This window comes from Microbulbifer weihaiensis (assembly GCF_048323715.1).
Classification (GTDB): domain Bacteria; phylum Pseudomonadota; class Gammaproteobacteria; order Pseudomonadales; family Cellvibrionaceae; genus Microbulbifer.
This window is the reverse complement of sequence record NZ_JBLWFL010000010.1, coordinates 33,661-59,370: the sequence shown is the minus strand read 5'-3', so window position 1 is coordinate 59,370 and position 25,710 is coordinate 33,661. Positions and strand designations below refer to the sequence as shown.

The window sequence follows — 25,710 nt, the reverse complement described above, 5'->3', positions numbered from 1 at the left end:
GTCTTAATTGCGCGCAAATCTACCTATTCGCTGGCGTTTGCTCAATCCGCAAACTACACATTGGGTGTAACAGGACGCAGAAAATGGAATTTTCATGCGCCTCATCACCCCCGGTAGCACATGCCGGCTGTAGGGAAGAATCGACAACACTATGGGTATTTGTCTAGACGAACTGCGGTTACTGGTAGTTCGTCCCACGCTGAAGCAATTACGCGCCTGGTCACCGGGTATGGAAGCCCTGCTCCTCGGCACCGCGGCTCAGGAATCCGAACTCGGATTTCACCTCAAGCTCGGCCGGCGGCACGGTATGGGCATCTTCCAGATACAACCCAACACACACCGCCAGATCTGGGATGAATACCTGATCAACTTCCCGGCGCTGGCGTCTAAGGTACGCGGTCTCGCCAGCCAGCGCGACTTCCTGCAGCACCCCCACGCCGAACTCGCCACCAACCTGCGCTACGCCACCGCCATCGCGTGGCTGATCTACCGCTCGGCCGGCGTGGAAAACATTGAACGGGAAGACCTACCGAGGATGGCCAAACTGTGGAAGAAATACTTCCACCACGGCCCCAGTGCCAGTCTGCGGGATTTTGTCGACAGCTACTGCCGGCTGATCAAACCTGCGGAAAAATGCCAGCCCCAAAACGACACTGCCGCGGCAAGTGCCACGGCAGTGCAAGGGAATAATCCGGAAAACAACCCGATTACAGGTTTCGCGCCTCGATATACAAAGGCTGTGCCGCCTGCTCCGGAAGATCCTCCTCGCGGGCATCTTCGGGAATCCAGGAATCCACAGACTGCTCGATAGAGCGCGCGTCCGCTGCCGGCGCCGGTTCAGAGCGATCCAGCTCCAGGCTCTCGAAATCGTACAGATCCCGATCCGCCAACTGCGACGGGGACACCCGCGTGAGCGCCGCAAAAATATTGTCGCTGCGGCCCGGGAACTTGCGCTCCCATTCGTTCAGCATGCCCTTGATCGCCTGGCGCTGCAGGTTTTCCTGGCTGCCGCACAGGTTGCACGGAATAATCGGGAACTGCTTGTGCTCCGCAAAGGCAATCAGGTCTGACTCGCGGCAGTAGGCCAGCGGGCGGATCACAATATTGCGCCCGTCATCCGCACGCAGCTTCGGCGGCATCGCTTTCAGGCGGCCGCCGTAAAACATATTCAGGAACAGCGTCTCGACGATATCGTCTTTATGGTGCCCCAGCGCCACCTTAGTCGCACCGATCTCCTCCGCAAAGCCGTACAGGGTACCGCGGCGCAGGCGCGAACAGAGCCCACAGGTCGTCTTGCCTTCCGGTACCACCTCTTTCACCACACTGTAGGTGTCTTTATTCACGATGTGGTACGGCACCCCTACAGACTGCAGGTATTCCGGCAGCACATGTTCGGGAAAGCCGGGCTGCTTCTGGTCCATATTGACCGCCACCAGCTCAAAGTTCACCGGCGCGGTCTTTTGCAGGTTCATCAGGATTTCCAGCATCGCGTAGGAATCCTTACCACCGGACAGGCACACCATCACCTTGTCGCCCTCTTCAATCATGTTGAAGTCGGCGATCGCCTTGCCCACATTGCGGCGCAGGCGCTTTTGCAGCTTGTTGAATTCCAGCCGGTCGCGGCGGTTTTCCAGATCAGACATTGGTAAATCTCAAACTCACAAACAACGGACACCCGCTGCTGGATAGGAAGTAAAACTATGATGCGAAGGCGCTGACGCCACAGGCTCCCCAATATCAAATTACTGGGGCGCCAAAAAATCAGGGCGCGATTGTACGCTTTTCGATCATGAAGTGCACAGGCTATCGGACCGGATATCCCCATTGGCTTTCAATATGGTCTCCAGGCAAGGCCACACGTGATCCAGCAGCGCCGGCTGGGCCTTGGCCGTTGGATGGATACCATCTGACTGCATGGTTCCCTCCGCCAGCGCCACCGGCTCCAGAAAGAACGGCACCAGTGGCACCTGCTCCTTTTCCGCCACCTTCGGGTACACCGCCGCAAAGGCCTGGGTGTAAGCCTTGCCGTAATTCGGCGGCATCTGCATCCCCAGCAGCAACACCTCAGCACCCGCCTCCCGCGCCAGCTGCACCATCCGCATCAGATTGCCCTGCAGCGCCTGAGGCGGGTATCCGCGCAAGCCGTCGTTGCCCCCCAGCTCCACCACCACCCAATCCGGGCTGTGCTCACTCAGCAAGCGCGGCAAACGCGCCAGGCCACCGGCCGACGTCTCCCCACTGATACTCGCGTTCACCACCGCAATATCCAGATCCTGCTCCGCCAAGCGGTCGCGCAACAGCTGCACCCACCCTTCGCGCTCATCGATACCGTAGGCCGCACTGATACTGTCACCCAGCACCACCAGCGTCCTGGATTCATCCGCATTTGCCTGACCAACGTAAACAACCATGACCAGTGCGACCAGCGCGACGAATCGCAAACAGCGCGAGACAAAAGCGTCCGCCGGATACCGGAAAAAATCTGCCGCCATGTCATACTCTCCACATCTAACTTGAATCGCATTTTGCAGGAATTACAGGGACTTGCCATGTCGATAATGCTAAAAGCTGAAAACCTTCACCATCGAGTTGCCACCAGTGAAGGCCCACTAACACTGCTCAGCGACATCTCCCTGCAACTGTCCCACGGCCAGAGCCTCGCCATCACCGGCGCCTCAGGCTCCGGTAAATCCACCCTGCTGGGCCTGCTCGCCGGCCTCGATCGCCCCTCCGAGGGCAGAATCTGGCTTGCAGGCGAAGAAATCACCGCAATGGACGAAGAACAGCGCGCCGCACTGCGCGCCCGCTGCGTGGGCTTCGTCTTCCAGACCTTCCAGCTGCTGCCCGGCCTCACCGCACGGGAAAACGTCATGCTGCCCAGCGAACTGCGCGGCGAGCGCAACGCCGGCAAGCGCGCCGAAGATTTCCTGGAACGGGTCGGCCTCGGCCACCGCCTGCAGCACTACCCGCGCCAGCTCTCCGGCGGGGAACAACAGCGCGTCGCCCTCGCCCGCGCATTCTGCAGCATCGCCAATACCGGTTCGACAACCAGCAGCGGCATTCTGTTCGCCGACGAACCCACCGGCAGCCTGGACGCCCACAATGGCGAAAAGGTCATCGACCTGCTATTCAACCTCAACGCCGAAACCGGCACCACGCTGGTTCTGGTGACTCACGAACAGCGCCTGGCGGAACGCTGCGGCGCCCACCTGCGCATGGCCGCCGGCGAAATCACCTCCCACGAGCTGCCGGGCAACCTCTCGGAGGTATCCGCCTGATGCTGCCACTCAAACTGCTCAGCCGCGACTGGCGCGGCGGCGAACTGGCCCTGATCGCGACCGCGTTGATTCTCGCGGTCAGCTGCGTCACCGCCATCGCCCACTTCAGCGACCGCCTCACCCGCGCCATGCATATCCAGTCACAGAGCTTCCTCGCGGCCGAGCGCGTGCTGCAAAGCAGCAAGGAAGTAGCGGAAGACTGGCTCGCCAAAGCCGATGAACTCGGGCTGGAACAAGCCAGAACCGTCACCTTCGCCTCCATGCTATCCGCCGGGGATGCTTTCCAGTTCGCCTCGGTGAAGGCCGTAAGTGACGGCTACCCGCTGGTCGGTCACCTGGAAATGCGGCCTGCCGCCGGGTCGCCGTCAGTAGAAACACGCCAGGGGCCCGAACCCGGTAACGTGTGGCTCGAGGCCCGCCTGCTGCCGCTGATGCAGCTCGATATCGGCGACGACCTGCAACTGGGTGACCGCAGTTTCCGCATTGAAGGGATCATCGATCATGAGCCCGATCGCGGCGCCAACCTGTTTTCCATGGGCGCGCGCGTGATGATGCACACCGACGACCTCGCGGCCACCAACATCCTCCAGCCCGGCAGCCGCGTCACCTATCGCTACCTGTTCGCCGGCGACGACGCCGCCCTGAATCGCTATTTCAAGTGGCTCAAACCCCAGCTCACCCTGCATGAACATGTCATCGACCTGCAGGAAGGGCAGCCGCGGGTGGCGCAGGCGCTGGATCGCGCCGAGCGCTTCCTGTACCTCGCCGCCAGCCTCGCAGTACTGCTCGCCAGTGTCGCCGTCGGCCTGGCCGCGCGTCGTTACGGCCTGCGCCATGCCAATTACGTCGCGGTGATGAAAAGCCTCGGCGCCGGCAAGCGCAAAATCCTCACGATTTACCTCGGCCAGATGGCCGCCCTCACCCTGATCGCCACCGCAATCGGTCTCACCATCGGTTCCCTGGTTCAGGCACAGGCGGTAAACCTGCTGCAGGGGTTCTTCCCGGTAACCCCACCACCCAGCAGCTGGCAGCCCCTGTGGGTCGGTATGGCCACCGGCCTAGCCTGCGTGGTGGGCTTCGCCCTGGCGCCGCTGGTCCGCCTCGCCCAGACCGATCCCATGCAGACCCTGCGCCAGGACTGGAGCAACCCGGACAAGCGGGAGTGGTTCGGGCTGATTCCCGGGCCGCTGTGCATGCTGCTGCTGATCTGGTGGCTCTCCGGCAGCCTCGCCATCACCATCGCCCTGCTCGCCGGCCTCGGCCTGCTGGTGGCCGGCAGCGCGCTGGTCAATCGCCTGCTGGTGCGCGGCAGACTCGCCGCCCTCGGCGGCAGCTGGCGCATTGCTCTGGGCAGCCTGCAGCGCCGCGCCAGCTTCAACACCCTGCTGATTGCCGCATTCGGCACCGGCCTGCTGGCCATGCTCGCCATGTTCTACGCCCGCACTGCCTTGATCGATGAGTGGAAAATGCAGCTGCCGGAGGACGCGCCCAACCACTTCCTCTTCAATATTGCCCCGTATGAACTCGACGACGTCAAACGCGCACTCGCCGATAAACAACTCGGGGGCACCGAGTTCTATCCCATGGTGCGCGGCCGCCTGATCGCCGTTAACGGCACCAAGGTTACCGAGCGCGAGCAGAGCGACGGCGCCATCCGCCGCGAACTCAACCTCAGCTGGACCGACACCCTGCCCGCCGACAACAAAGTCGTCGCCGGCCAATGGTGGAATGACAGCAATCGCGAGGGCGTGTCCGTAGAAGTCGAAGTCGCCGCCCGCCTCGGCCTCGAAATGGGTGACGTCCTGCGTTTTTCCATCGGCGGCCTCGAAACTGAAGCGCCTGTCACCAGCTTCCGCACGCTGGACTGGAACAGCATGCGTCCGAATTTCTTCATGCTGTTTGCCCCCGGCAAGCTGGACGACTTCCCGGCAACCTACATTCAGAGTTTCTACCTGCCGCCGGAAGACAAGCTGTTCGTCAATGAACTGGTGAAAAACTTCCCCAGCCTCAGCATCATCGAACTGGATAAAATCATCGCCAACATCCGCGAGACCATCAGCCAGGTCGCCATCGCGATCGAGTCCGTCCTCGGCCTGATGCTTGTGGCGGGCATTCTCGTGCTGATCGCCGGCGTACGCGCCAGTATCGCCGAGCGTTTGCAAGAAGCCGCCGTAATCCGCACACTGGGCGGCCGCCGGCAGCTGCTGGTACGCAGCCTGATGATCGAGTTCGGCCTGATCGGCGTCGCCGCCGGCTTGCTGGCCGCCGCAGGTACCGAGGCATCGCTGGCGGTGCTGTCGCAACGGGTGTTTGATCTGCCGTTCAACCTGCATCCCGGGTTGTGGCTGCTCGGGCCGCTGGCCGGAGCCTTGCTCGTCGGCACCGCAGGTACACTGGCGTGCAGAAGTGCAGTTAGCCAGCCGCCGCTGAAAGTGTTGCGGGAGCTGGCCTGACCGGCACCCCGCACTGCTGGATTCCGATACTGGATCAAGCCCTCCACGGGCTGTGAGCAGAAATGACGAAAAATTAATTGCTTACGAAGCAAAACGCTCCGAAGCAAAGGTGAAGTGCCGGGTATCTGTTTTCGGAAGCGTCGGCGACAGGGACGTCGCCGACGCAGCTTACAGGGATGTATCCACAGGGGGGCGCCTAGCCCGGTTCCGAAAACAGATACACGGTGCTTTACCGCCACCCCACCCGCTTAAGAAGAATTCCCACAGAATCATGATGGATCTCGCTTTCGACAAAAACCATATCTGGCATCCCTACTCTTCACTGATCAACCCGCCCCCCGTCTACCCAATTGCCCGCGCCGAGGGCGTGCGGATTTATCTGGAAGACGGCCGCGGACTGATCGACGGCATGAGTTCCTGGTGGAGCACCCTGCACGGCTACAACGTTCCCGAACTGAACGCGGCCATGCAGAGCCAGATGGAAAAAATGAGCCACGTCATGTTCGGTGGACTCACCCATGAACCCGCCATCGAACTGTGCAAGAAACTCGTCGCCCTGACACCGGAACCGCTGCGCAAAGTATTCCTCGCGGACTCAGGTTCAGTCTCCGTCGAAGTCGCCATCAAAATGGCCCTGCAATACTGGCACTCCCAGGGCAAGCCCGAGAAAAGCAAACTGCTTGCCCTGCGCAACGGCTATCACGGCGACACCTTCGGTGCCATGGCCACCTGTGACCCCGTCACCGGCATGCACCACCTGTTCGCCAGCCAGCTGACCCAGCACCTGTTTGCTCCGGCACCGCAGCCAGCTTTCGACCAACCCTGCGCCAGCGAAGACATCGCCGAACTCGCGCAGCTTATCGAAAGCAACCACCAGCAACTCGCCGCCGTTATTCTCGAACCCATCGTGCAGGGCGCCGGCGGCATGCGCTTTTATTCCCCGGACTACCTGCGCAAGGTGCGCGAACTCTGCGACCAATACGACCTGCTGCTGATCGCCGACGAAATTGCCACCGGCTTCGGCCGCTCCGGTAAAATGTTTGCCTGTGAACACGCCGGGATATCCCCCGACATCCTCACCCTCGGCAAAGCACTTACCGGCGGCACCATGACCCTCGCCGCCACCCTGTGTACCGACAGGGTCGCCAATGGCATCTGCAACGGCGAAGCCGGCGTGTTCATGCACGGCCCCACCTTCATGGGTAACCCCCTCGCCTGCGCCGTGGCCAACGCCAGTATCGAACTGCTGCTCCAGCGTGACTGGCAGCAACAGGTGGATCGCATCGAAACACAGCTGCGCGACGAGCTGGCACCACTGAAACACGCCGATGGCGTCGCCGATGTACGCGTGCTCGGCGCCATCGGGGTCGTGGAAATGAAAAACCCGGTGGACAATAAATCCCTCCAGACAAGCCTGATCGAGCGCGGCGTGTGGCTACGCCCGTTTGGCAAACTGGTGTACACCATGCCGCCCTATGTCATCAGCAGGGAAGACCTTAGCCAACTCACCTCGACCATGGTCGAAGTTCTCGGTGGCCCGCAGCAATGAACAGAGACACACAACCGCAAACTGCACCGCTGCTACAGGTAGCGGAAGTAGAGTGCCGTTACGGCAACCAGCGCATTTTGCAGAAGGTCAGTTTTTCGCTCGCGCCCGGCGAAATCGCCTGCCTGCTCGGCCCCAGCGGTTGCGGCAAGACCACACTGCTGCATGCCATCGCCGGCTTTCAGCCAATTGCCAATGGCGCGATTGAACTCGAAGGCCGGACACTGTCGCAGCCCGGCAGCACTGTGCCGCCGGAGAAGCGCCAGGTCGGCGTGGTGTTTCAGGATTACGCGCTGTTTCCACACCTCACCGTTGCCGAAAACATTGCCTTTGGCCTCAAAGCCTTCAGCAAAGAACAACGAAATGCCCGCGTAACCGAATTGCTGCAGCTGATCCGCATGGCGCAATACGGCCAGCAATATCCCCACCAGCTTTCCGGCGGTCAGCAGCAACGTGTGGCGCTGGCCCGCGCGCTGGCGCCGCGGCCCAAACTGCTGCTGATGGACGAGCCATTTTCCAACCTGGACACGGAACTGCGCCGCAGCCTGGCTGCGGAAGTGCGACGCATTTTGCAGAAGGAAAATCTGGCGGCAATCGTCGTAACCCACGACCGCGAAGAAGCCTTCGTGGTCGGTGACAAGCTCGGGGTACTGGCCGGGGGCGCGCTGCAGCAGTGGGATTCGCCCCAGGCGATTTATCACCAGCCGGCGACACTCGCCGTAGCCAAGGTCATTGAGCGCGGCAACCTGCTTGAAGGAAACGTCAGCGAAGGCGGCTTCGCGCATTGCGCGCTGGGCGACATCCCCCTCCCCGAAGGCCGCTGGCTTGCGGGCCAGCCCGTAGCCATTTTTGTGCGCCATTCAGACCTGATCCGCCAGAGCGACGCCGTCGGCGCAGGCGCTGCGCGCGTGCTGGAAAAGTATTTTCTCGGAGACCACAGTCTCTACCGGCTGCAGCTCGCCTCCGGCGAACTGCTGGAAGCCTCGTTCAGCGGCGAGGTAAAGGTGGGGCAGGAAATATTTGTACGCCCGCAAACACCCCTGGTCTACCCCGCCCACTGACCGGGCGGCACAGAACCAGGGCTGTTGCTGTATTCAGTACTTCACGCTGCAGCCATAGGCGCGCGAAGAGCTCACCGAAATCACCTGACCGGCGAGAGACGCGTCCAGCGCGGCAACAACATAGTTTTTAGATTGCGGAATAACCGCGGGATTGGCCGAGTCGTTATCGTCGATCGCCCCCGCGTAAACCACCACGCCCTGCGGATTGATGACAAACATATGCGGCGTGGTCTTGGCACCATAGGCACGTCCCATGCTGCCATCGCTGTCCAGCAGGAAAGGCGCGCTGGCTTGCAGGTTGTGGCTCTCCGCCACCGCCAGCGCCTGCGCAGGTTCCAGGTACCCCTGCTTGCCCTTGGCGGAAGAAATCACCGTCAACCAGTTGATGTTCTGGCCCGCGTATTTTTGCTGAAGCGCCTGCATATTGCCGCTACCGTAATGCTTGCGCACGTACGGGCAATCCTTGTTGAACCACTCCAGAACCAGCCACTGGCCCTCATAGTCTTTCAGCGCGCGGGTTTCTCCCGCCGCGTCGATCTCACTGAAATCCGGCGCCTTTTCTCCCGGCGTAGCCACCGCCAGAGCCACGGCCGGCAGCGCAAACAGAACCACACTGCCAAACCATCTGCGAATCGAACGTTTACCACTGATATTCCGTGTTATCACGATTGCTTCCTCTTTGGTTGAAGTTAGGGGCTGTCCCCCGGATCCCCGGTGAACAGCGCTTCGATCATGTCCGCCCTCAGTATCTGCGGCAGTAACTCCGGGGTTCGCGACCCGGGCGGGTACCACGCGTAAACCGGTACCGAATTGCGCCCAAGTTCCGCCAGTGCCCGGGTGATTTCCGGGTTCTGGTTGGTCCAATCGGCCCGCACCAGATACACGTTATGCTGGCGAAACAGAGCCTCCACCACATCCGACTCCAGCACCAGCTTCTTGTTCACCTGGCAGGTAATGCACCAGGCTGCGGTGTAATCAATAAAGACGCCCTGCCCGCGCGCCAGCGCCTGACCGATGGCATTGCGGTCGTAGGGCTGCCAGCCTTCCGCCTGCGCCACTGCCTTCGCCTCGGCAGGCGCATCCTGCTGCAGCCGGTGTGCCGCAGCGAAGCTGGCAATCACGGCCACCAGCATCAGCGCCCAGGCCAGCCATGTGCTTGCGCGGAAATGATGCCGCCCGAGCCAGAGCGCAAACACCACGGCCAGCATCATCAGGGTACCGATCAACCAGCCGCTTTCGCCGACCAGACGCCCCAGCACCCACAACAGCCAGATCACGGTGGCGTACAGCGGAAACGCCAGCAGCTGGCGCAGGGTTTCCATCCACTGCCCCGGCGCGGGCAAACGGTTCAGCAGCCCCGGGAATACACACAGCAAGACAAAGGGCAGCGCCAGGCCGACGCCCAGACCGATAAAGATGGCCATGGCAGCGTACGCCGGCAGCAGGGTCGCCGCGCCCAGGGCCGCGCCCATAAACGGGCCGGTGCACGGCGCCGCGACGAACACCGCCAGCACCCCGGTGGCGAAGGCGCCGCCCTGGCGCTGCCCCGCGAGGTTCATCAGGTGGTGCCCGAATTCATAGACACCACTGAAAGAAAGCGCCATCACCCAGAACAGCAGGATCAGCCCCAGAACCACCGGTGCCGACTGCAACTGGAAGCCCCAGCCAATCGCCGCGCCTCCGGCGCGCAGCACCAGCAGCAACGCACCGAGCGCGGCAAACGTCACCAGCACACCGGCCGCATACCGCAGCCCTTCCCTCAGGCGATCAGACGTCGTTTCTCCCGGGCCAACGAGTCCCAGCAGTTTGATCGACAGCACGGGAAAAACACAGGGCATCAAATTGAGAATGGCACCGCCGGCAACAGCGGCCAGCAGCAGTAACCACAGGGGCTGGCCGCCATCGACCGGGGCGGGAGTCGCACCGGAGGCTTCCGCTGCAAGCGGCAAATCGTCCAGTTGCCAGGCGCGCTCACCGTCACTGATCACGAATCCGGTGGTCGACGGCAACGCCGCGCCCGGCACCCGCTGGAAGGTATAGCGAATATCACTCGCCGATTTTTCAACCCCTGGTGCCGCCGCTGTCAGCAGCGCGCCATCCAGGGGAAACACGTCTGGCGCGGCGATATCCTCGGTCGCATTCGCCGGGGCCAGCACCAGTTGCAGGGTCTCTTCCTGCGGCCCCGCAGTTGCAGAAACCACACGCCAGGGTGGGTTGGCGGCAGTAGCCGACTGCGGCACACGGGCGGCAAACTGATCCCTTATCGCCAGATCCCCGGGCTGCCAGCGGGCAGTATCCGCCACCGGCCGCGACAGCGTCATGTTTCCGTAACCGGGAATACAATCGACCTTGCACACCAGCCACTCGAGATTGACCACCAGCTCCATACGCGACGCCTGCGGCGTCACCGTAAACAGGTAGGCGACATTGCCCTCGTATCCCAGATTGGTCAGGTGTTCGATCGGCAGGCGCTTGGGAAACGGCCACTGTATTTCGCCCACATCGCCGCTGGCGCCAAAAAATTCAAACCGCGGCGCCGCGCCAGAATCCCCCGCATTGCGCCAGTAGACATGCCAACCGGGATCCACCTCGAAATAAAAACCGATGGTCTCCGGCCCACGGCCAAAAGTTTCCGGCGCCAACCAGCGCACCACGACGTGATCACCGGTGGCCGTTGGCTGTGCAAAGGCGGCAGGATTGAAGAGCAGGAAAGCCAGCAGGCTCAGCAATAAACCACCGAGCTTGTGTGTGCATCGTGAAGAGAAAAAGCGATCAGACATTGAATGGTCTTCAGTAGCGTCCAGACAGGATGAAGACCATTCAAAAGGATTGGCGCGGCAACCGCAAGCGCGTTAAGTCAGGCGCACCGGCTGCAGGTCGGACTGCACTTCCCTGCCGCTGGCAGCCGTGCGTGCGCCGAGGGCGAAAAACAGTATGGCCAGCAACAACAGCGCAAGATTGATCACCAGCGACGCGCCGGAAAGCGCATGCTCCCTGAACAGGGCAACGTGAATCAGCACCAGCATTCCAGACAACGCTGCTGTGGCCCACTGCAGCCACGCCTTGGTGCGGGTCTCGTTATCCAGCCACTGTCCGAGCAGCGCGGCAGCCAGCAGCGGCAACCAGAAGTAACCCGGTGCACCACTGTGCAGCGTAACCGCAGCCAGTGCAGACAGCGCGACGGCCGCCGGAGTACCCCATACCAGGCCGACCCAGATGTTATTGATGAAATCGCGCTTGCGGCGCTTTACCAGCCAGATATTGATGCCGGTCACCGATACCGCGGCGAGCGCGATACCGAAAATCACGTACAGCACCATTACCAGCAATCCGCCGAAATGGCCGAAATGCAGGCGGAACAGCGAGAAGATCACCTGTTTGCCGGGCTCGCCGTCGCTATAGCCCACCTTGCCAATAAAATTGCCAGCCTGGTCAAAGCGGTACTGCTCGACGTAAATCAGCGCCTCCGGGTGATGGGCGCCGAGCAGAATGTACTGCTGCGGGGAGTTGGCGGCTTCCACATTGATAAAAATCGGGCGCGCCCCCGGGGCTAACTCGGTCATTGCAGAAATTGCGCGGCCGACATCAGCCACTTCAACCTGCTGCTCAAGTTTCGGCGAGGTGCCGTGAATGGCCGCGATGGCCGCCTCGCGGTCGCCATCGAAGAACGTATTGCCGAACAGGGTGTACATCAGCATCGCAATGCCAAACCAGGCCCCGGTCACCGCGATCATCAGATGGAACGGCGCGCCCCAGACGCTCAGGCGGTTGTGGATATCGGCCTGTTCCAGATGGCGTGAGCCGCCCTGGCGGAAATTGAACGCATCGCGAAAGATCCGCGGATGGGCGAGAAAACCGGAAACCATCAGCCCACACAGCATCGCGCCAATGACGCCAACCAGAATCAGGCCCCACTCACCGGGGATATGCAGCGCGTCGTGCAGGCCCACCATGGAGTTGCTCCACGGCGTGGCAATGCTGCCGCCGCGGCTGCCATCTTCATTCAGGAAATAAACCCCGCCGGCAGACACCACCGACGCGCGTGGCAGGTTCTCCCGCGGCAGCATCAGCAATATGTCGCCGGAAATATCAGGCTTCTCCGCCAGCAGGTCGCCGTAAGCGCGCGCCGCCGCCTCCGGCGCCAGCGTGTGGAACTCCGGTACCGCCGGCTGCTCCCAGCGTTTCATGTAGCCGGAGAAAACCACAAGGCTGCCGGATACGCAGATGAGGTACATCAGGAAGCCCACCAGCAGGCCGATCCAGGAGTGGCTGGCGAGGGAGTTTTTGACCAGGGCGGGAGAGAGACTGAATTTCATGGTTAACCGGTATTAGAGCAGCTTCAGGGCGCCGGCACTGACTGCCAGCAGGACAAGCATCGTGACTGCAGGACGCAGCGGGCGGGAGTCTGCGCACTGCCAGTAGGCGGCGCACCCCCACAATACCGGTGCCAGCAGCATGGCAAATACCAAGGCATTGCCCTGCTGCCAGGGCAGGAATGCCGCCAGCGCAGTGCTGGCGTACATGGCGGCGGCACCGGCCAGCGGTACTACCGCCACCAGCAGCAGCAGTTGTTTCGCCACAGCGGGCAAACGCGGCAGCGCCACTGTTGCCGCTGCAACGGTCTGGGCCCGCTCGGGACGCCGTTCCCGGTTGATGCCAACAAAAAGCCAGGCCACTGCCGTCAGTGCCAGCAGCGCATAACAGACACCCAGCTCGATACTGGCTGCACTCAGCGCCCAGGCAAAGCCGGAAGCCAATAACAAACCCCAGCCCGCCGGTGTGCCCCACGGCCTCAGAGGCGACCAGTTACGCCAGCTTCCATAAAGGCACAATACACCGGCACTGGTCAGCAGGGACGCGAGTAAGAATTCCATGAATCAGAACTCGAGTGACGCAGACAGCAGGAAAGTACGCGGCTGGCCGAGCACCAGGTAGTTGGCACCGGGGTAGCCGCCCACGGAAACCCAGTCATTGCTGTCAGCCACATTCTGCACCCGCGCCTTCAGCGTCAGGTCTTTGCCTGCCGCAGCCGTCAGGTAGCGCGCGCCCAGGTCAACGCGGTTCCAGCTGTCCACCTCGACGGTGTTGGCGGCGTCCGCGTACTGGGCGCCGGTATGCACACCGCGGGCTTCCAGGGTGAGGCCCGGCTCAGCGGCCAGATCCCATTCGGCGTTCAGGTTGAACTGCAGGCGCGGCGCGCCCACGGCTTCGTTACCTTCGTACAAGTCACCGGCGGTGCTGGTCGCTTCCGCATCCAGCAGGGTTGCGCCGCCGATCAGACGAACGCTGTCCAGCGGCTGCCCGAACACGGTCAGCTCCAGGCCGCGATTGCGCTGTTCGCCATAAGTATCAAACACACCGTTTTCCACAAAGCTGCTGGGCTTGCTGGTACTGAACGCGCTCAGGCTGCCGCCGATAATTTCGCCGTCGTACTTCACGCCCGCTTCCAGCTGCTCGCTCTTGTAGGGCTCCAGCACCTCACCGCGGTTCGATACCAGCACGCCGCCGCTGGTCTCCGGAGCGATTTCACCGGGCATCAGGCCTTCAATGTAATTGGCGTAGACAGAGATCTGCTCGCTGGGCCTGAACACCACCGCGGTAACCGGAGTCAGTGCGCTCTTGTTGTAACTGGTGGCCCGCTCGCCGGAGTTATAGTCATACGCGCGGCTGTGGATATCCTGCTGGCGCACCCCCAGGGTCACCAGCAGGCGGTCGTCGAGCAGAGACAGCATGTCAGAGATGGCCACGCTGGAAATATCACTTTTTTCAGTGATATTCGGATCAGACAGCGAGCCTCCTACAAAGAAATTCGCCACGGGCTTGTCCGCGATCGTCGGGCGATACAGATCACTGACAATGCCGTCAAAGAAGTTTGAGAAGGCATAGGCGTTGGCAGACTCCAGCGAAAAAGTCGCGGCAGAAACCGTCAGCGTATGGCCAACCGAGCCCGTCTCAAAACTGCTGCGGAGGCCGGTTTCCGCAGACAAAATCCTGTCTTCGCGGGTGTTGTCGAAGCGGTAGGCCGAGGTGACGCCATTCGCAAAGGCCGACGGGTTGGCCAGCACATTGGCTTCACTGCCGTCTCGCGCGCCAGCTGCTACCCACGCCGTCATGTTTTCCGTCAGGTCGTACTCGCCGCGCACCACGCCGAACACTTGCTCTTCATCGGTGTAGGTCCACGGCTGCGCGAAGTTGCTGTCAGCATCCGGTGCCTCCGGGATTTCACCGTAAGGGGTGACGGAAGGACGCGGTGCGTCGATGTGGTGATTCTGGTAACCCAGATCCGCAGACAGGCGCAGGCGCTCTCCGCTGTAGTCGTAGCCGATGGAGAACACACTCAGGTCGCGTTCCTGGTCGTCGATGGCGGTCTCACCCGCGCGCTCCACCAGGTTCACGCGGATGCCGGAACGGTTGTCATCGCCAAAACGACGCGCCAGATCCAGTGCACCGTATACATTGCCATTACCTTCAATGCCGGCGGTCACACGGTTCAGGGCCTGTTCCGGGGCGCGCTTGGGCACCAGGTTCACGCCACCACCAAGGCCACTGCCGCCGGGTGCCGCGCCGTTCAGGAAAGCGCTGGCACCACGGAACACTTCCACGCGCTCCAGTAACTGGCTGGCCACAAACTGGCGCGGCAGGATGCCGTACACACCGTTGTAGGTCATGTCATCGGAATACACCGGGAAGCCGCGAATCATGTACAGCTCCTGAAAGTTGCCGAAGCCCTTGGCCACACGCACGGTGGGGTCGTTCTGCAGCACATCCGCCACACTCACTACCTGCTGGTTCAGCATCAGGTCGCTGGTGTAGTTGGTACTGGAAAACGGCGTATCCATCATATCCAGGTTGCCGAGGATCCCGGCGCGGCCACCGCGGGCCACCTGACCGCCAGCGTAGGCTTCCGGCAGCACTACCTGGGAACCGTCACCGGTGACCTCCACTTGTTCCATCGCCTCGGGTTTCGCGGCTACCTGCTCCGAATCCTGGGCCCAGGTCATGCCCGCCATCAGGCTGGCGACACCAAAGCATGCGATCTTGATCGCCGCACACAGGCCGTTCATGGGTAGAGAAGTAGTTTGGGTTGCGCACAGGCTGGACATAGCAGGGCCTTCCATTTAGCACCGGTGATTATTGAACTGGCACGGTCGCGCCGGTTGTTATTCGCGGCGAATGTTATTGATAAACATTCTTATTTGCAAGATGGTGCACTGGGATTTTGCCGACTATTTACCGACCAAGAAATACGCATGCCGCGCTGATAACAGGACACATCAGCAAGAAAGGCGCCGCTGCCTCGCCACGATGACAAGACAGTGAGCGATCGACATTAGTGAGAGGAAGGAGTCCCTGAGGCCCCGACACTGCACCAGAGCTAGGCCCCGGTGCCATCCAGCCAGCCGAACAGTTCCGCGCAAACCGCCGGGAAATTCGTACCACCCACAACCCAGTGGCAGGCACCCGGTATTTGCACCAGCTGCGCTTGTGCACCATACATTGCCGCGATGCGACGCTGAATCCTGAAGGGCGTTATCCGGTCTTTATTACCCCCAATGACCAGAACCGGGCAGCGCACGGCCTGCGCATCAACCCGGGAGAATCCACCGGGCAGCATACCGCCAATACCGATCTGGAAGGTGGCCATGCCCGACTCATAGGTGGCCAGTGCCAGTATCTGCTCCTGTATCGCGGCGCTTTGCGTGTTGGCTATCCCGTAACGGATATTGCCCGCGCGCAGCTCCGTAACCCTGCGCCACAGGGGAAACAGAAACAGATTCCGTCCCAGGGTGCGAATCATGGACCAGCTCCAGCCATTGATACCACCGGGAGCCGCCGACGACAGCAGCACGAGCTTTGCGCATGGCACCCTGGCGGCTACCAGCTGCGCCAGCAGCCCGCCCATGGAATGCCCCACCAGGATCGGCGGAGCTGCCGCCGACTTGACCCTGGAGATGATGAAGTCCACATAGTCCTGCAAACTGGCGCGGGCCAGGCGCGCCTTTTCGGCCTTACCGTAGGTGGACTTTTCCTGATGGAAAGGTAATGTCAGGGCCTCGACGTCATAGCCCTGCTCTTCAAAAGCCGTCTTCAGCTCCGCCAACATGGCGGACGTCGCCCACATACCATGAACCAGCAACACCGGTGGCTTTGGCTTGTTCCCTGTATTCACAGTCTCTCCTCGAATATGGCACCGCAGGTATTACGCGATGGCCTCCAGCTCCGGTTTCGACACAGCAGCTGTCGCCACTGCGGTTTCAAACTGCAGTATCCCATCGTCTACCGGATCCTGGGTCAGCATTTTTTTGTCCTTGCCGTAGTGCATGGTCACCTTCCACGGGCCATCGCGTCCCTGCCGCGGCATACGGTCTTTGGCGCGGCTGATATAACCCGGTGCGAAACCGTCCAGCATACCGGTTCCGGTCGCATGGTTTTCGCTGTCCACCGGTCGCACTGCGGTGAATCCGCCTTTCTGCATATGCGCCAGCAGGCGGCAGAGATAGCGGCCACCGATATCGCTTTTCAGTGTCCAGGGTGCATTGGTGTAGCCAAAAATCCACAGGTAATTGGGAATGTCCTGGATCAGAATGCCCTTGTAGGTCATTTTCCCGGGCAGGTCGACGGCTTCGCCATTCAGCTTGATCTGCAGATCCCCCATCAGCTGCACATCCAGGCCTGTGGCGGTCACGATGATATCCGCCTCCAGCTTCTCACCGGACTTCAGCACTATGCCATTTTCACAGAAGTGGTCGATATGATCGGTGGCGATGTCGGCCTTGCCCGAGCGCAGCACATCAAAGAAGTCCCCGTCCGGCGCCGCACACAGGCGCTGCTCCCAGGGCTTGTAGTTCGGGGAGAAGTGACGCATGTCGAAGTCCGGCCCCACCCGCTTGCGCACCTGGGACAACAGCAGTTTGCGCATGGCGTTGGGCCAGCGCTGGCAGGCGAGGAACAGGCCGCGCTGTAACAGCACATTGCGCAACCGCGCCATTTTGAACACCCAGCGCTTGGGCAGGAACTTGTTCATGAAGATGGACAGCTTGTCGGTGTCCGGCACCGCCATGATGTAACTGGGCGAGCGCTGCAGCATGGTGACCTTGGCTGCCTTTTCCGCCATGGCCGGTACCACGGTGATGGCTGTGGCACCGCTGCCAATCACCACCACTTTCTTGCCGGTGTAATCGAAGTTTTCCGGCCAGTGTTGCGGGTGGACAATCTGCCCCTGGAAGGCTTCCTCACCCTCGAAACGCGGGCGGTAGCCCTGGTCGAAGTTGTAATAGCCCGCGCAGTTCACAAGAAAACTACAGGTAAAGGTTCTGGTTTCGCCGGAGGCCTCGTGCAGTGCGGTCAAGGTCCACAGCTGTTTTGCATCGGACCAGTCGGCACTGACGATTTTCATGCCGTAGCGCACCTTGTCTTCCAGCCCGAACTCCCGCGCAGTTTCCGCGACGTACTCGCGGATCTCCCTGCCTTTGGCCAGCACCTTGTCGGAATACCAGGGTTTGAAATTGAACCCGAAGCTCGCCATATCCGAGTCCGAGCGAATCCCGGGGTAGCGGAACAGATCCCAGGTTCCGCCCATTTTTTCCCTGCGCTCAAGGATGGCTATGCTCTTGCCCGGGTACTCCGCCGCAATGTGGCAGGCCGTACCGATGCCGGAGAGCCCGGCACCAATGATGATGATCTCATTGTGTATCGCTGTCATAGTGGTCTCTTTTTTATGTCTATTGATGACCTTGCAAGCCTGATACTCAACCATCCGGGTTTGACATTATTGACAAATCACGACATATTTTTGACCGATTGCGACAAACTCACTGTCTATCCCGGAGCTCCGGAGCCACCCGAATAACCATTCCCGATCCCTATGAGCAGTCTTATCCGAGCGACCAATCTCTGGGGCTATGATGAACTTGTCCGCATCCGCGGCGGTGACCCGCTGCCCCTGCTGTCGAGGCACCGCATCGCCCCCGCAGAGCAACGGGATGACCAGTCCTTTCTGGTCTTCAAGGATATGATTGCGCTGCTCGAGGACACTGTCGCGGCGCTGGACTACCCGGAATTCGGCCTGAAACTCGCCGAATACCAGGGCATGGATATTCTCGGCCCCATATCCGTCATCGCGCGCAGTTCTGCCACTGTGGGCACAGCCATCGACAGTATTGCCCGCTACTTGCCCCTCCACTGCTCAGCACTCACGCTGACTCCCAGATTTGAAGGAGACGGCCAGCAACAGGTGATCCAACTGGAATACCGCATTAATGAAGACGCGATGGCCACCGGTATTCAGGCCTACGAGCTGGGCCTGGCCAATGCCATGCAGGTAATGAAACTGCTATGCGGCGAGGACTTCCATCCCCTCAGTGTGTCCTTCGAGCACAGCCGGGCCTGCAATGAGCAGGTCTACCGGGAAGTGTTCAACTGCCCGGTGCACTTTAACCAGAGCTGGAATGGCTTTTACCTGCCGGCCGCAGTACTTTCGATCCCGTTGACCAGTGTTGACCACCAGACCTGGCGCCTGGCCGAGCACTACCTGAATGCGCAAAAAGCGCCCAACGCCCAGTCGATATCGGAAGATGTCACCCGGCTGATCAGAGGCCTGCTGCCCACCGGCCAGTGCAGCAGCGATGCCATCGCAGCAAACCTGTCGATGCACAAACGCACCCTGCAACGAAGACTGGCTCAGGAGAGCACCACGTTTGAACGGCTGCTCAGCGAAGAAAGGCAGAAGCTCGCACAGCGCTATCTGGCCGAACCTCAGCTGAAACTCAGCCAAATCGCAGGACTGCTCGGCTATTCCGAGCAGTCCGCCCTGAACCGGGCCTGCCGGGACTGGTTCGGCGCTACGCCCCGCGCGCTTCGCGCAGAATACCAGGCAAAGCAACTGGCATATCAGCGCGGTAAACCGCGCACTTAGCAAAAGCATTGCGGGATTCGGATGAAATCTGCCGACGTCTGCCGGTAAAATTGCGCCAGAGTCATTCCCCGGAGCCGCAATGAACGAATTCCCTGAACCCATCCGTCTCACCCAGTACAGCCATGGTGCCGGTTGCGGCTGCAAGATTTCCCCCGCCGTGCTGGATCAGATCCTCGCGGACAGCGGCTCCCAGATCAGCGACCCGAACCTGTGGGTAGGCAATGCATCGCGCGACGACGCTGCCGTATACGCCCTCGACGACACCCGGGGCGTTGTCTCCACAACCGACTTTTTCATGCCCATCGTCGACGATCCGTTCGATTTCGGGCGCATTGCCGCCACCAATGCCATCAGCGACATCTACGCCATGGGCGCAGACCCATTGATGGCCATCGCAATCCTCGGCTGGCCCGTCAACCTCCTGCCACCGGAAGTGGCGCGGGAAGTGATCCGCGGCGGGCGCGCGGTATGTGCCGCTGCAGGTATTCCCCTGGCCGGGGGGCACTCCATCGATGCACCGGAGCCCATTTTCGGCCTCGCGGTAACCGGCGTGGTGGAAAAAAGCCGGCTGAAGCGCAACGACACTGCCCTCGCTGGCAGCCGGCTGTACCTCACCAAGCCGCTGGGTATCGGCGTACTGACCACGGCGGAAAAACAGGGCAAGTTGCGCACGCAAGACCAGGGTGTAGCGCGCGATCTTATGTGCACACTCAACCGCCCCGGCAGCCGCTTTGCACAGCTTCCGGCGGTGCAGGCCATGACCGACGTCACTGGCTTTGGCCTGCTGGGCCACCTGGTGGAGATGGCCGATGGCAGCGGGCTCACCGCCAAACTCGACTTCGATGCGGTGCCCCGTATTGCCGGAATCGAGTATTACCTTGAGCAGGGCTGCATCCCCGGCGGCACTGGGCGCAACTTCGAAAGTTACGGTCACCGGGTAAAACTGGCGGATGAAAATCAGCGCCTGCTGCTGGCCGACCCGCAAACCAGTGGCGGCCTGCTGGTCGCCGTGGCCGCAGACGGGGAAGACGAATTCCTCGCCGCGGCGGCTGCCTTCGACCTGGCGCTCTCCCCCATCGGCACACTCGCAGCGAGAGATCCCGCTGAAGATGCTGCGGTAATCGTCGCATGAGCAAGCACGCACCCAGCCGCCCCGACAGCGCGGACTATCGCGAAATTTTCCTGCACGACCTGCCGTTGATTGACACCCGAGCCCCGGTGGAATTCAGCAAGGGTTCTTTTCCCACCGCGGTAAACCTGCCCCTGATGACGGATATAGAGCGTCAGAAAGTGGGTACCTGCTACAAGCAGCGGGGCCAGCAGGCGGCTATCGAGCTCGGCCACACGCTGGTGAGCGGCGAGACCAAACTGGCGCGAGTGGAAGCCTGGGCAGAATTTGCCCGCGCACATCCCGACGGCTACCTGTTCTGTTTCCGCGGCGGCCTGCGTTCGCAGATCAGCCAGCAGTGGCTGCGTGAGGCCGGGGTTCCCTACCCACGGATACAGGGCGGTTACAAGGCCATGCGCACCTTCCTGATTGAGGAGATTGAAAGTGCCGTGCGCGACTGCGCGTTTACGCTGGTCGGCGGCATGACCGGAACGGGTAAAACCGAGGTGCTGGCACAGCTGGCCAACGCAGTCGACCTCGAGGGCCACGCCAATCATCGCGGTTCCAGCTTCGGCAAGCGCGCGACGCCCCAGCCCTCCCAGATCGCGTTTGAAAATGCGCTCGCCATCGACCTCCTGAAGCGCCGCGCCGCCGGGCAGCAACACTTCGTACTGGAAGATGAAAGTCGCCTGATCGGCCGCTGCTCGGTGCCACTGTCACTCCATCAGGGCATGCGTGGTTACCCGCTGGTGTGGCTGGATGACTCCGTTGAAGGCCGGGTGGAACGCATTTTGAAAGACTATGTAGTGGATCTCTGTGCGGAATATGTCGAGCAGCATGGTGCCGAACAGGGCCCACAGATGTTCGCCAAGGCCCTGCGGCAGAACCTTGCCAATATCGTGAAACGCCTGGGGGGCGAACGCTATGGCGAGCTCGACAACATCATGCAGGAGGCCCTGCAACGGCAACTGGCCGATGGTGATGTGGATCGCCACCGCGACTGGATCAGGAAACTGCTGAACGACTACTATGACCCCATGTACGATTACCAGCTCGAACAGAAAGCCGGGCGCATCATTTTCCGCGGCAACCAGCGGGAAGTGGTGGAGTATCTGCGTGCACAAGTAGTTTCGGGATAAGAACCGCGCCACCGCAAAAGAACACACCGAACACCTTTAACAATCCATTCACGTTTTTTCCACTATTGAACTGGAGAACTCGCATGTTCAAAAACGCCAAGGCACTGGCCGCCCTGTGCCTGCTGCCCCTCACCCTGTTGCTCGGCACATTTGCGGCGGCGGAAGAACAAAACGGCAATCAACAAAAAGTCCTGCGCGTATCCGCCATTCCGGACGAGGCACCCACCGAACTGCTGCGCAAATTCCAGCCGCTGGGCAGCTATCTGGAACAGCAGCTCGGGATGAAGGTGCAGTTTTTCCCCGTCACTGATTACGCCGCCGTGGTGGAGGGCCTCGCGGCCGACAAGGTCGACCTGGCCTGGCTGGGCGGCTTCACCTTCGTGCAGGCGCGCCTGAAAACCGGCAACGCCATTCCGCTGGTGCAGCGGGAAAAGGATCGCCAGTTCACCAGTAAATTCATCACCGCCGATCCCGCGGTCACCTCCCTGCAGGATCTCAGGGGCAAAAGCTTTGTTTTCGGCTCCATCTCCTCCACGTCCGGCAGCCTGATGCCCCGATACTTTATGGACAAGGAAGGGATCAAGCCCGAGAACTTTTTTAGTCGTGTCGCCTACTCCGGTGCCCACGATGCTACTGCGGCCTGGGTACAGGCAGGCAAGGCCGATGCGGGCGTTCTGAATGCCGCAGTGTGGGACAAGCTCGTCGCCAGCGGCAAAGTGGATACGGACAAGGTGCGCGTACTCGTCACCACGCCACCCTACTACGACTACAACTGGACGGTGCGCGGGGGTTTAGATCCCGCACTTGCAGCAAAAATCAAAGCGGCCTTCCTCAACCTGGATCCATCCAACCCCGAGCACAAAGCCATCCTCGACTTGCAGGCTGCCGATCGCTTTATCGAAACTGCGCCGGAAAATTATCAGTCCATTGAGGATGCCGCCCGCGCTGTAGGCCTGCTGAAGTGAGCGTAAACCTGCACGGGTTGTGGGTGCGCTATCCGGCCGACAGCAAGCTCGATCCAGTCAAGGATGAGCGAGCTGGCGGCCTCAAAAACATCCAGCTCAGTATTGCGCGTGGCGAGCGGGTCGCGGTTATCGGCCCCTCTGGCGCCGGTAAATCCACACTGCTGCGCCTGCTCGCCACTGCGCAGCAGCCCAGTGCCGGTAAACTCGATGTTCTCCACAGCAACCCCTGGACATTGAGTGCAGGCGCCCGTAAACGCTTGCGCGCGCGTATCGGTCTGATCCAGCAGTCGCCACCACTGCCACCGCGCCAGCGGGTGGTGACTGCGGTCAGCGCCGGTCGCACAGGACAGTGGCCGCAGTGGAAATGCCTGCTCAACCTTGTCTATCCGCTGGATATTCCGGGCGTTGCGCACACCCTGGAACAGCTGGATCTCACCGAAAAAATCTTTGCCCGCTGCGAAGCGCTGTCCGGCGGACAGCTGCAACGGGCCGCCATCGCCCGCGCCTTGTACCAGGCACCGGAACTGTTACTGGCCGACGAGCCGGTGTCCGCCATGGATCCCGTGCTCGCAGAACATACCCTCGCACTGCTGAGCGGGTTTTCGCAGGAACGGAACTCCACCCTGATCGTAAGCCTGCACAATCTGGAGATGGCACTGCGCTACTTTCCCAGGGTAATCGGTCTGCGTGACGGTGAGGTGATGTTTGATAAAGCCGCGAGTGCCCTATCCAGTGAAGAGTTGCAGCAGCTCTATGCCAACAGCCAACTGCATCCAAGCACAGCAGCCGCAGCCGATCGCCACCACGCGATTCAGATCCCCCGGTGCTGACAAAGTGGAATACATCAGCACTACAACCACCAGCAAGCCTATACCGATTCCGCGTCGGGACCCAGCCGCAACCGGCCGCCTGCTGCTGACCCTGCTGGTGCTGTTGCTGGTTTGGCCCGGACTGCATTTCAGCGAACTCGATCCAGGAGTGCTGTTCGACAGCGACAGCACCCGCGCCATGTCTTCCCTGTTCAGTGACGCCTGGCCCCCGGCCCATTCCGCTTACTTCCTGCAGCTTGTGGCTGGCGCCACACTGGAAACCATCGCCATTGCCATCGCGGGGATCACACTGGCGCTACCGCTTGCGGCGATTACCTCACTGGTGGCCACCCGCGCACTGTCACGATCCGCGAGCGAACGAAATGGCAAACCATCCTTTGTCGGGCGCAGCCTGCGCTGGCCGGTTCGCACACTGCTGATCGTACTGCGTAGCGTGCCGGAAATCGTCTGGGCACTGTTGTTTGTGCGCGGCGTGGGTCTGGGGCCAACGGCCGGCGTACTGGCTATCGCGATCTGTTACAGCGGCATGCTCGGCAAGGTCTACACCGAAATATTCGAATCCGTCGACGGTCGCCCTGCCCAGGCGCTGCTGGGCGCCGGCGCATCGCGACTGAGCGCGTTCACCTACGGCATGTTGCCGAATGCAGCACAGGAACTGGTTTCCTACACCATTTACCGGTGGGAGTGTGCACTGCGTGCCTCCGTGGTCATGGGGTTTGTCGGTGCCGGCGGCCTGGGACAGCAACTGGAGCTCTCCCTGCGCATGTTTGCGGGCAGCGAGGTGGTCACCATTTTGCTGGTGTTCCTGCTGCTGGTGCTGGCAGCGGATACCATCAGCCGGTGGCTGCGGGAGCGTTTGGGATGAGTATTACCAATGAAAAAGACAATGAAAAAGACAGACTAAAGCGCCCCGCGATCACAGGCATTGTTTTACCAGTGATCGCGATACTGCTCATTACCGCAACCGCCTTCCGCTATTTGGCTCTGGGTTTTGGCGGGCTGATGGAAGCCGGCACCCTGCACCATATGGGTGCTTACCTGCTTGAATTCTTTCCCCCCGATGTCTCATCCACACACCTGATCACCGTCGGGCGGGGTGCACTGGAAACACTGGCCATGTCCATTGCCGGCACCCTGCTCGCCGCGGTCACAGGCTTGTTCATCGCACTGCCGGCAGCCGGAGGATTTGGCCGCGGTGCAAAATACCTGGCAAGCGGATTATTGAATATGCTGCGCGCAGTCCCCGAGCTGGTATGGGCCGCGCTGATGGTACTGGCTGCAGGCCTCGGTCCCAATGCCGGTACCCTCGCGCTCGCCCTGCACACCACCGGTGTACTCGGGCGACTCTTCGCCGAAGCCCTGGAAAATGCCCCGAGCGAACCTGCCCAAGGGATACGAATCTCGGGCGGCAGTCGCGTCAGTGCCTTCTGCTACGGAACACTCCCACTGCTGTGGCCACAGCTCACCGCGTACACCCTGTACCGCTGGGAAAACAACATCCGTATGTCTTCCGTGCTTGGCTTTGTCGGTGCTGGAGGGCTGGGGCAAATGCTGTACGTCCACCTTAGCCTGTTTCAGCAGGCCCAGGCTGCAACCGTGCTGATTGCCATGCTATTGATGGTACTGTTGGTCGATAGCTTCAGTAATTGGCTACGTAAGCAGTAACAGCGGCCCAATGGCGGAACGTGCCTGTCCCACGAGGGGGTTACCAGGCAGGGTGCCGCCAAGTGTCCCGTCTAGGCGGCAATATCCGATAACAGAATGAGTGCGTTGCCGTTGAACCCCACAGCGCATTAACTACCGATAAGTAATATCGATATGCCAAGCCACTTGGTTCCGTTCGTATTCGACTTCGGAACCACCCTAAAGAACAGAACCTCATACGATAAGAGAGAATCTGAATAAAGATACTTCTGCCAAAATGAGGGCAATAAGTACATTTGGCAGCGACAATAAAATTTAAAGAAAGGATAGAAAAGGAACCCGGTGAATTAATTCTACTCGAAATACCTGCAAAAATTACTTCCCCACTAAAGAGAACCGGAAGCTCACTTAATATTAAAGAGCAGTGATTCGAAAGAGTTTCAACCGAAATGCCGCTCCCAAGCCTGACAAAGAAGTCCGGATATAAAATCAACACACGTAAAACATCTGTGCGATAACAGCGCCTCAATTCCAGATATAAAAAATTCCTGCAACGCCAATAAAAAAAAGGACAAACCCAGTAGCAAACTCGACCATTGGGCGATTCGCAGGAACGTGCCAATTCCGATTGGCCTTAATTGAACCAACTATCAACACAAGCGACAATAAAACCGAACCTACAACCTTCCCCATCAACAATAAAGCCGCCATAAAAACCTCCATGTTTCCACGGGACAGATTAAAACGGAGCTCAAACAAGCTTTCCCGATA

At 60.6% G+C, this 25,710-nt stretch carries 22 protein-coding genes; 12 read left to right on the top strand and 10 right to left on the bottom strand.

Features of this window, described 5'->3' with window-relative positions; translation table 11 throughout:
- Nucleotides 1-151 precede the first annotated feature (151 nt).
- A complete protein-coding gene (locus tag ACNKU7_RS12635; protein WP_418297351.1) occupies nucleotides 152-811 on the top strand; it encodes a hypothetical protein in 660 nt (219 codons plus the stop codon).
- On the opposite strand, the gene ttcA is transcribed toward ACNKU7_RS12635, so the two are convergent.
- Both ttcA and ACNKU7_RS12625 read right to left on the bottom strand, forming a co-directional pair.
- Nucleotides 708-1,643, bottom strand: a complete 936-nt coding sequence (gene ttcA, locus ACNKU7_RS12630) for a tRNA 2-thiocytidine(32) synthetase TtcA (RefSeq protein ID WP_418297350.1) — start codon at nucleotides 1,641-1,643, stop codon at nucleotides 708-710. The genes ACNKU7_RS12635 and ttcA overlap by 104 nt on opposite strands.
- Before the next feature lie 144 nt (nucleotides 1,644-1,787).
- On the bottom strand, nucleotides 1,788-2,492 hold the full coding sequence (locus ACNKU7_RS12625) for an arylesterase (RefSeq protein ID WP_418297349.1): 705 nt from the start codon (nucleotides 2,490-2,492) through the stop codon (nucleotides 1,788-1,790).
- 57 nt (nucleotides 2,493-2,549) lie between these two features.
- On the opposite strand from ACNKU7_RS12625, the gene ACNKU7_RS12620 reads away from it, so the two are divergent.
- The 4 genes from ACNKU7_RS12620 (at nucleotide 2,550) to ACNKU7_RS12605 (ending at nucleotide 8,338) form a co-directional block, all read left to right on the top strand.
- Nucleotides 2,550-3,278 carry an ABC transporter ATP-binding protein gene (locus tag ACNKU7_RS12620; protein ID WP_418297348.1) on the top strand — a complete coding sequence of 243 codons (729 nt, stop codon included), beginning with the start codon at nucleotides 2,550-2,552 and terminating at the stop codon, nucleotides 3,276-3,278.
- Entirely contained in the window at nucleotides 3,278-5,731 is a 2,454-nt protein-coding gene (locus ACNKU7_RS12615; protein WP_418297347.1) for an ABC transporter permease, read from the top strand. The genes ACNKU7_RS12620 and ACNKU7_RS12615 overlap by 1 nt, the downstream gene beginning before the upstream one ends.
- 271 nt (nucleotides 5,732-6,002) lie before the next feature.
- Nucleotides 6,003-7,280 (top strand): adenosylmethionine--8-amino-7-oxononanoate transaminase, encoded by a 1,278-nt coding sequence (bioA, locus tag ACNKU7_RS12610; protein ID WP_418297346.1) that lies wholly within the window; start codon nucleotides 6,003-6,005, stop codon nucleotides 7,278-7,280.
- Nucleotides 7,277-8,338 carry an ABC transporter ATP-binding protein gene (locus tag ACNKU7_RS12605; RefSeq protein WP_418297345.1) on the top strand — a complete coding sequence of 354 codons (1,062 nt, stop codon included), beginning with the start codon at nucleotides 7,277-7,279 and terminating at the stop codon, nucleotides 8,336-8,338. The genes bioA and ACNKU7_RS12605 overlap by 4 nt, the downstream gene beginning before the upstream one ends.
- Nucleotides 8,339-8,371: 33 nt before the next feature.
- On the opposite strand, the gene ACNKU7_RS12600 is transcribed toward ACNKU7_RS12605, so the two are convergent.
- From ACNKU7_RS12600 to ACNKU7_RS12570, 7 genes are all read right to left on the bottom strand, one after another.
- On the bottom strand, nucleotides 8,372-9,004 hold the full coding sequence (locus ACNKU7_RS12600; protein ID WP_418297344.1) for a thioredoxin family protein: 633 nt from the start codon (nucleotides 9,002-9,004) through the stop codon (nucleotides 8,372-8,374).
- A 23-nt stretch (nucleotides 9,005-9,027) separates the two neighbouring features.
- The gene (locus ACNKU7_RS12595) at nucleotides 9,028-11,118 is read right to left on the bottom strand and encodes a protein-disulfide reductase DsbD family protein (protein ID WP_418297343.1); all 2,091 of its coding nucleotides are present in this window, start codon (nucleotides 11,116-11,118) and stop codon (nucleotides 9,028-9,030) included.
- A 72-nt stretch (nucleotides 11,119-11,190) separates the two neighbouring features.
- Complete coding sequence (locus ACNKU7_RS12590; RefSeq protein ID WP_418297342.1) at nucleotides 11,191-12,654, bottom strand: PepSY-associated TM helix domain-containing protein; 1,464 nt, start codon at nucleotides 12,652-12,654, stop codon at nucleotides 11,191-11,193.
- 12 nt (nucleotides 12,655-12,666) lie between these two features.
- Complete coding sequence (locus ACNKU7_RS12585; RefSeq protein WP_418297341.1) at nucleotides 12,667-13,212, bottom strand: hypothetical protein; 546 nt, start codon at nucleotides 13,210-13,212, stop codon at nucleotides 12,667-12,669.
- Between the two features lie 3 nt (nucleotides 13,213-13,215).
- Nucleotides 13,216-15,441: a TonB-dependent receptor gene (locus ACNKU7_RS12580; protein ID WP_418297340.1), complete on the bottom strand. Its 2,226-nt coding sequence runs from the start codon at nucleotides 15,439-15,441 to the stop codon at nucleotides 13,216-13,218.
- A gap of 272 nt (nucleotides 15,442-15,713) precedes the next feature.
- Complete coding sequence (locus tag ACNKU7_RS12575) at nucleotides 15,714-16,508, bottom strand: alpha/beta hydrolase (RefSeq protein ID WP_418297339.1); 795 nt, start codon at nucleotides 16,506-16,508, stop codon at nucleotides 15,714-15,716.
- 30 nt (nucleotides 16,509-16,538) lie between these two features.
- Nucleotides 16,539-18,041 (bottom strand): flavin-containing monooxygenase, encoded by a 1,503-nt coding sequence (locus tag ACNKU7_RS12570; RefSeq protein ID WP_418297338.1) that lies wholly within the window; start codon nucleotides 18,039-18,041, stop codon nucleotides 16,539-16,541.
- A gap of 162 nt (nucleotides 18,042-18,203) precedes the next feature.
- On the opposite strand from ACNKU7_RS12570, the gene ACNKU7_RS12565 reads away from it, so the two are divergent.
- From ACNKU7_RS12565 to phnE, 7 genes are all read left to right on the top strand, one after another.
- Nucleotides 18,204-19,253 (top strand): AraC family transcriptional regulator, encoded by a 1,050-nt coding sequence (locus ACNKU7_RS12565; RefSeq protein ID WP_418297337.1) that lies wholly within the window; start codon nucleotides 18,204-18,206, stop codon nucleotides 19,251-19,253.
- A gap of 79 nt (nucleotides 19,254-19,332) precedes the next feature.
- Nucleotides 19,333-20,385, top strand: a complete 1,053-nt coding sequence (gene selD / locus ACNKU7_RS12560) for a selenide, water dikinase SelD (protein WP_418297336.1) — start codon at nucleotides 19,333-19,335, stop codon at nucleotides 20,383-20,385.
- Nucleotides 20,382-21,500: a tRNA 2-selenouridine(34) synthase MnmH gene (mnmH, locus tag ACNKU7_RS12555; RefSeq protein WP_418297335.1), complete on the top strand. Its 1,119-nt coding sequence runs from the start codon at nucleotides 20,382-20,384 to the stop codon at nucleotides 21,498-21,500. The genes selD and mnmH overlap by 4 nt, the downstream gene beginning before the upstream one ends.
- Before the next feature lie 83 nt (nucleotides 21,501-21,583).
- Entirely contained in the window at nucleotides 21,584-22,465 is an 882-nt protein-coding gene (locus ACNKU7_RS12550; RefSeq protein ID WP_418297334.1) for a putative selenate ABC transporter substrate-binding protein, read from the top strand.
- Entirely contained in the window at nucleotides 22,462-23,295 is an 834-nt protein-coding gene (locus tag ACNKU7_RS12545; protein ID WP_418297333.1) for a phosphonate ABC transporter ATP-binding protein, read from the top strand. Before ACNKU7_RS12550 ends, ACNKU7_RS12545 begins: the two co-directional genes overlap by 4 nt.
- Nucleotides 23,296-23,299: 4 nt before the next feature.
- On the top strand, nucleotides 23,300-24,160 hold the full coding sequence (locus ACNKU7_RS12540) for a PhnE/PtxC family ABC transporter permease (protein ID WP_418297332.1): 861 nt from the start codon (nucleotides 23,300-23,302) through the stop codon (nucleotides 24,158-24,160).
- Nucleotides 24,157-24,960: a phosphonate ABC transporter, permease protein PhnE gene (gene phnE, locus ACNKU7_RS12535; protein ID WP_418297331.1), complete on the top strand. Its 804-nt coding sequence runs from the start codon at nucleotides 24,157-24,159 to the stop codon at nucleotides 24,958-24,960. The genes ACNKU7_RS12540 and phnE overlap by 4 nt, the downstream gene beginning before the upstream one ends.
- Nucleotides 24,961-25,464: 504 nt before the next feature.
- On the opposite strand, the gene ACNKU7_RS12530 is transcribed toward phnE, so the two are convergent.
- The gene (locus ACNKU7_RS12530; protein ID WP_418297330.1) at nucleotides 25,465-25,650 is read right to left on the bottom strand and encodes a hypothetical protein; all 186 of its coding nucleotides are present in this window, start codon (nucleotides 25,648-25,650) and stop codon (nucleotides 25,465-25,467) included.
- Between the last annotated feature and the right edge of the window lie 60 nt (nucleotides 25,651-25,710).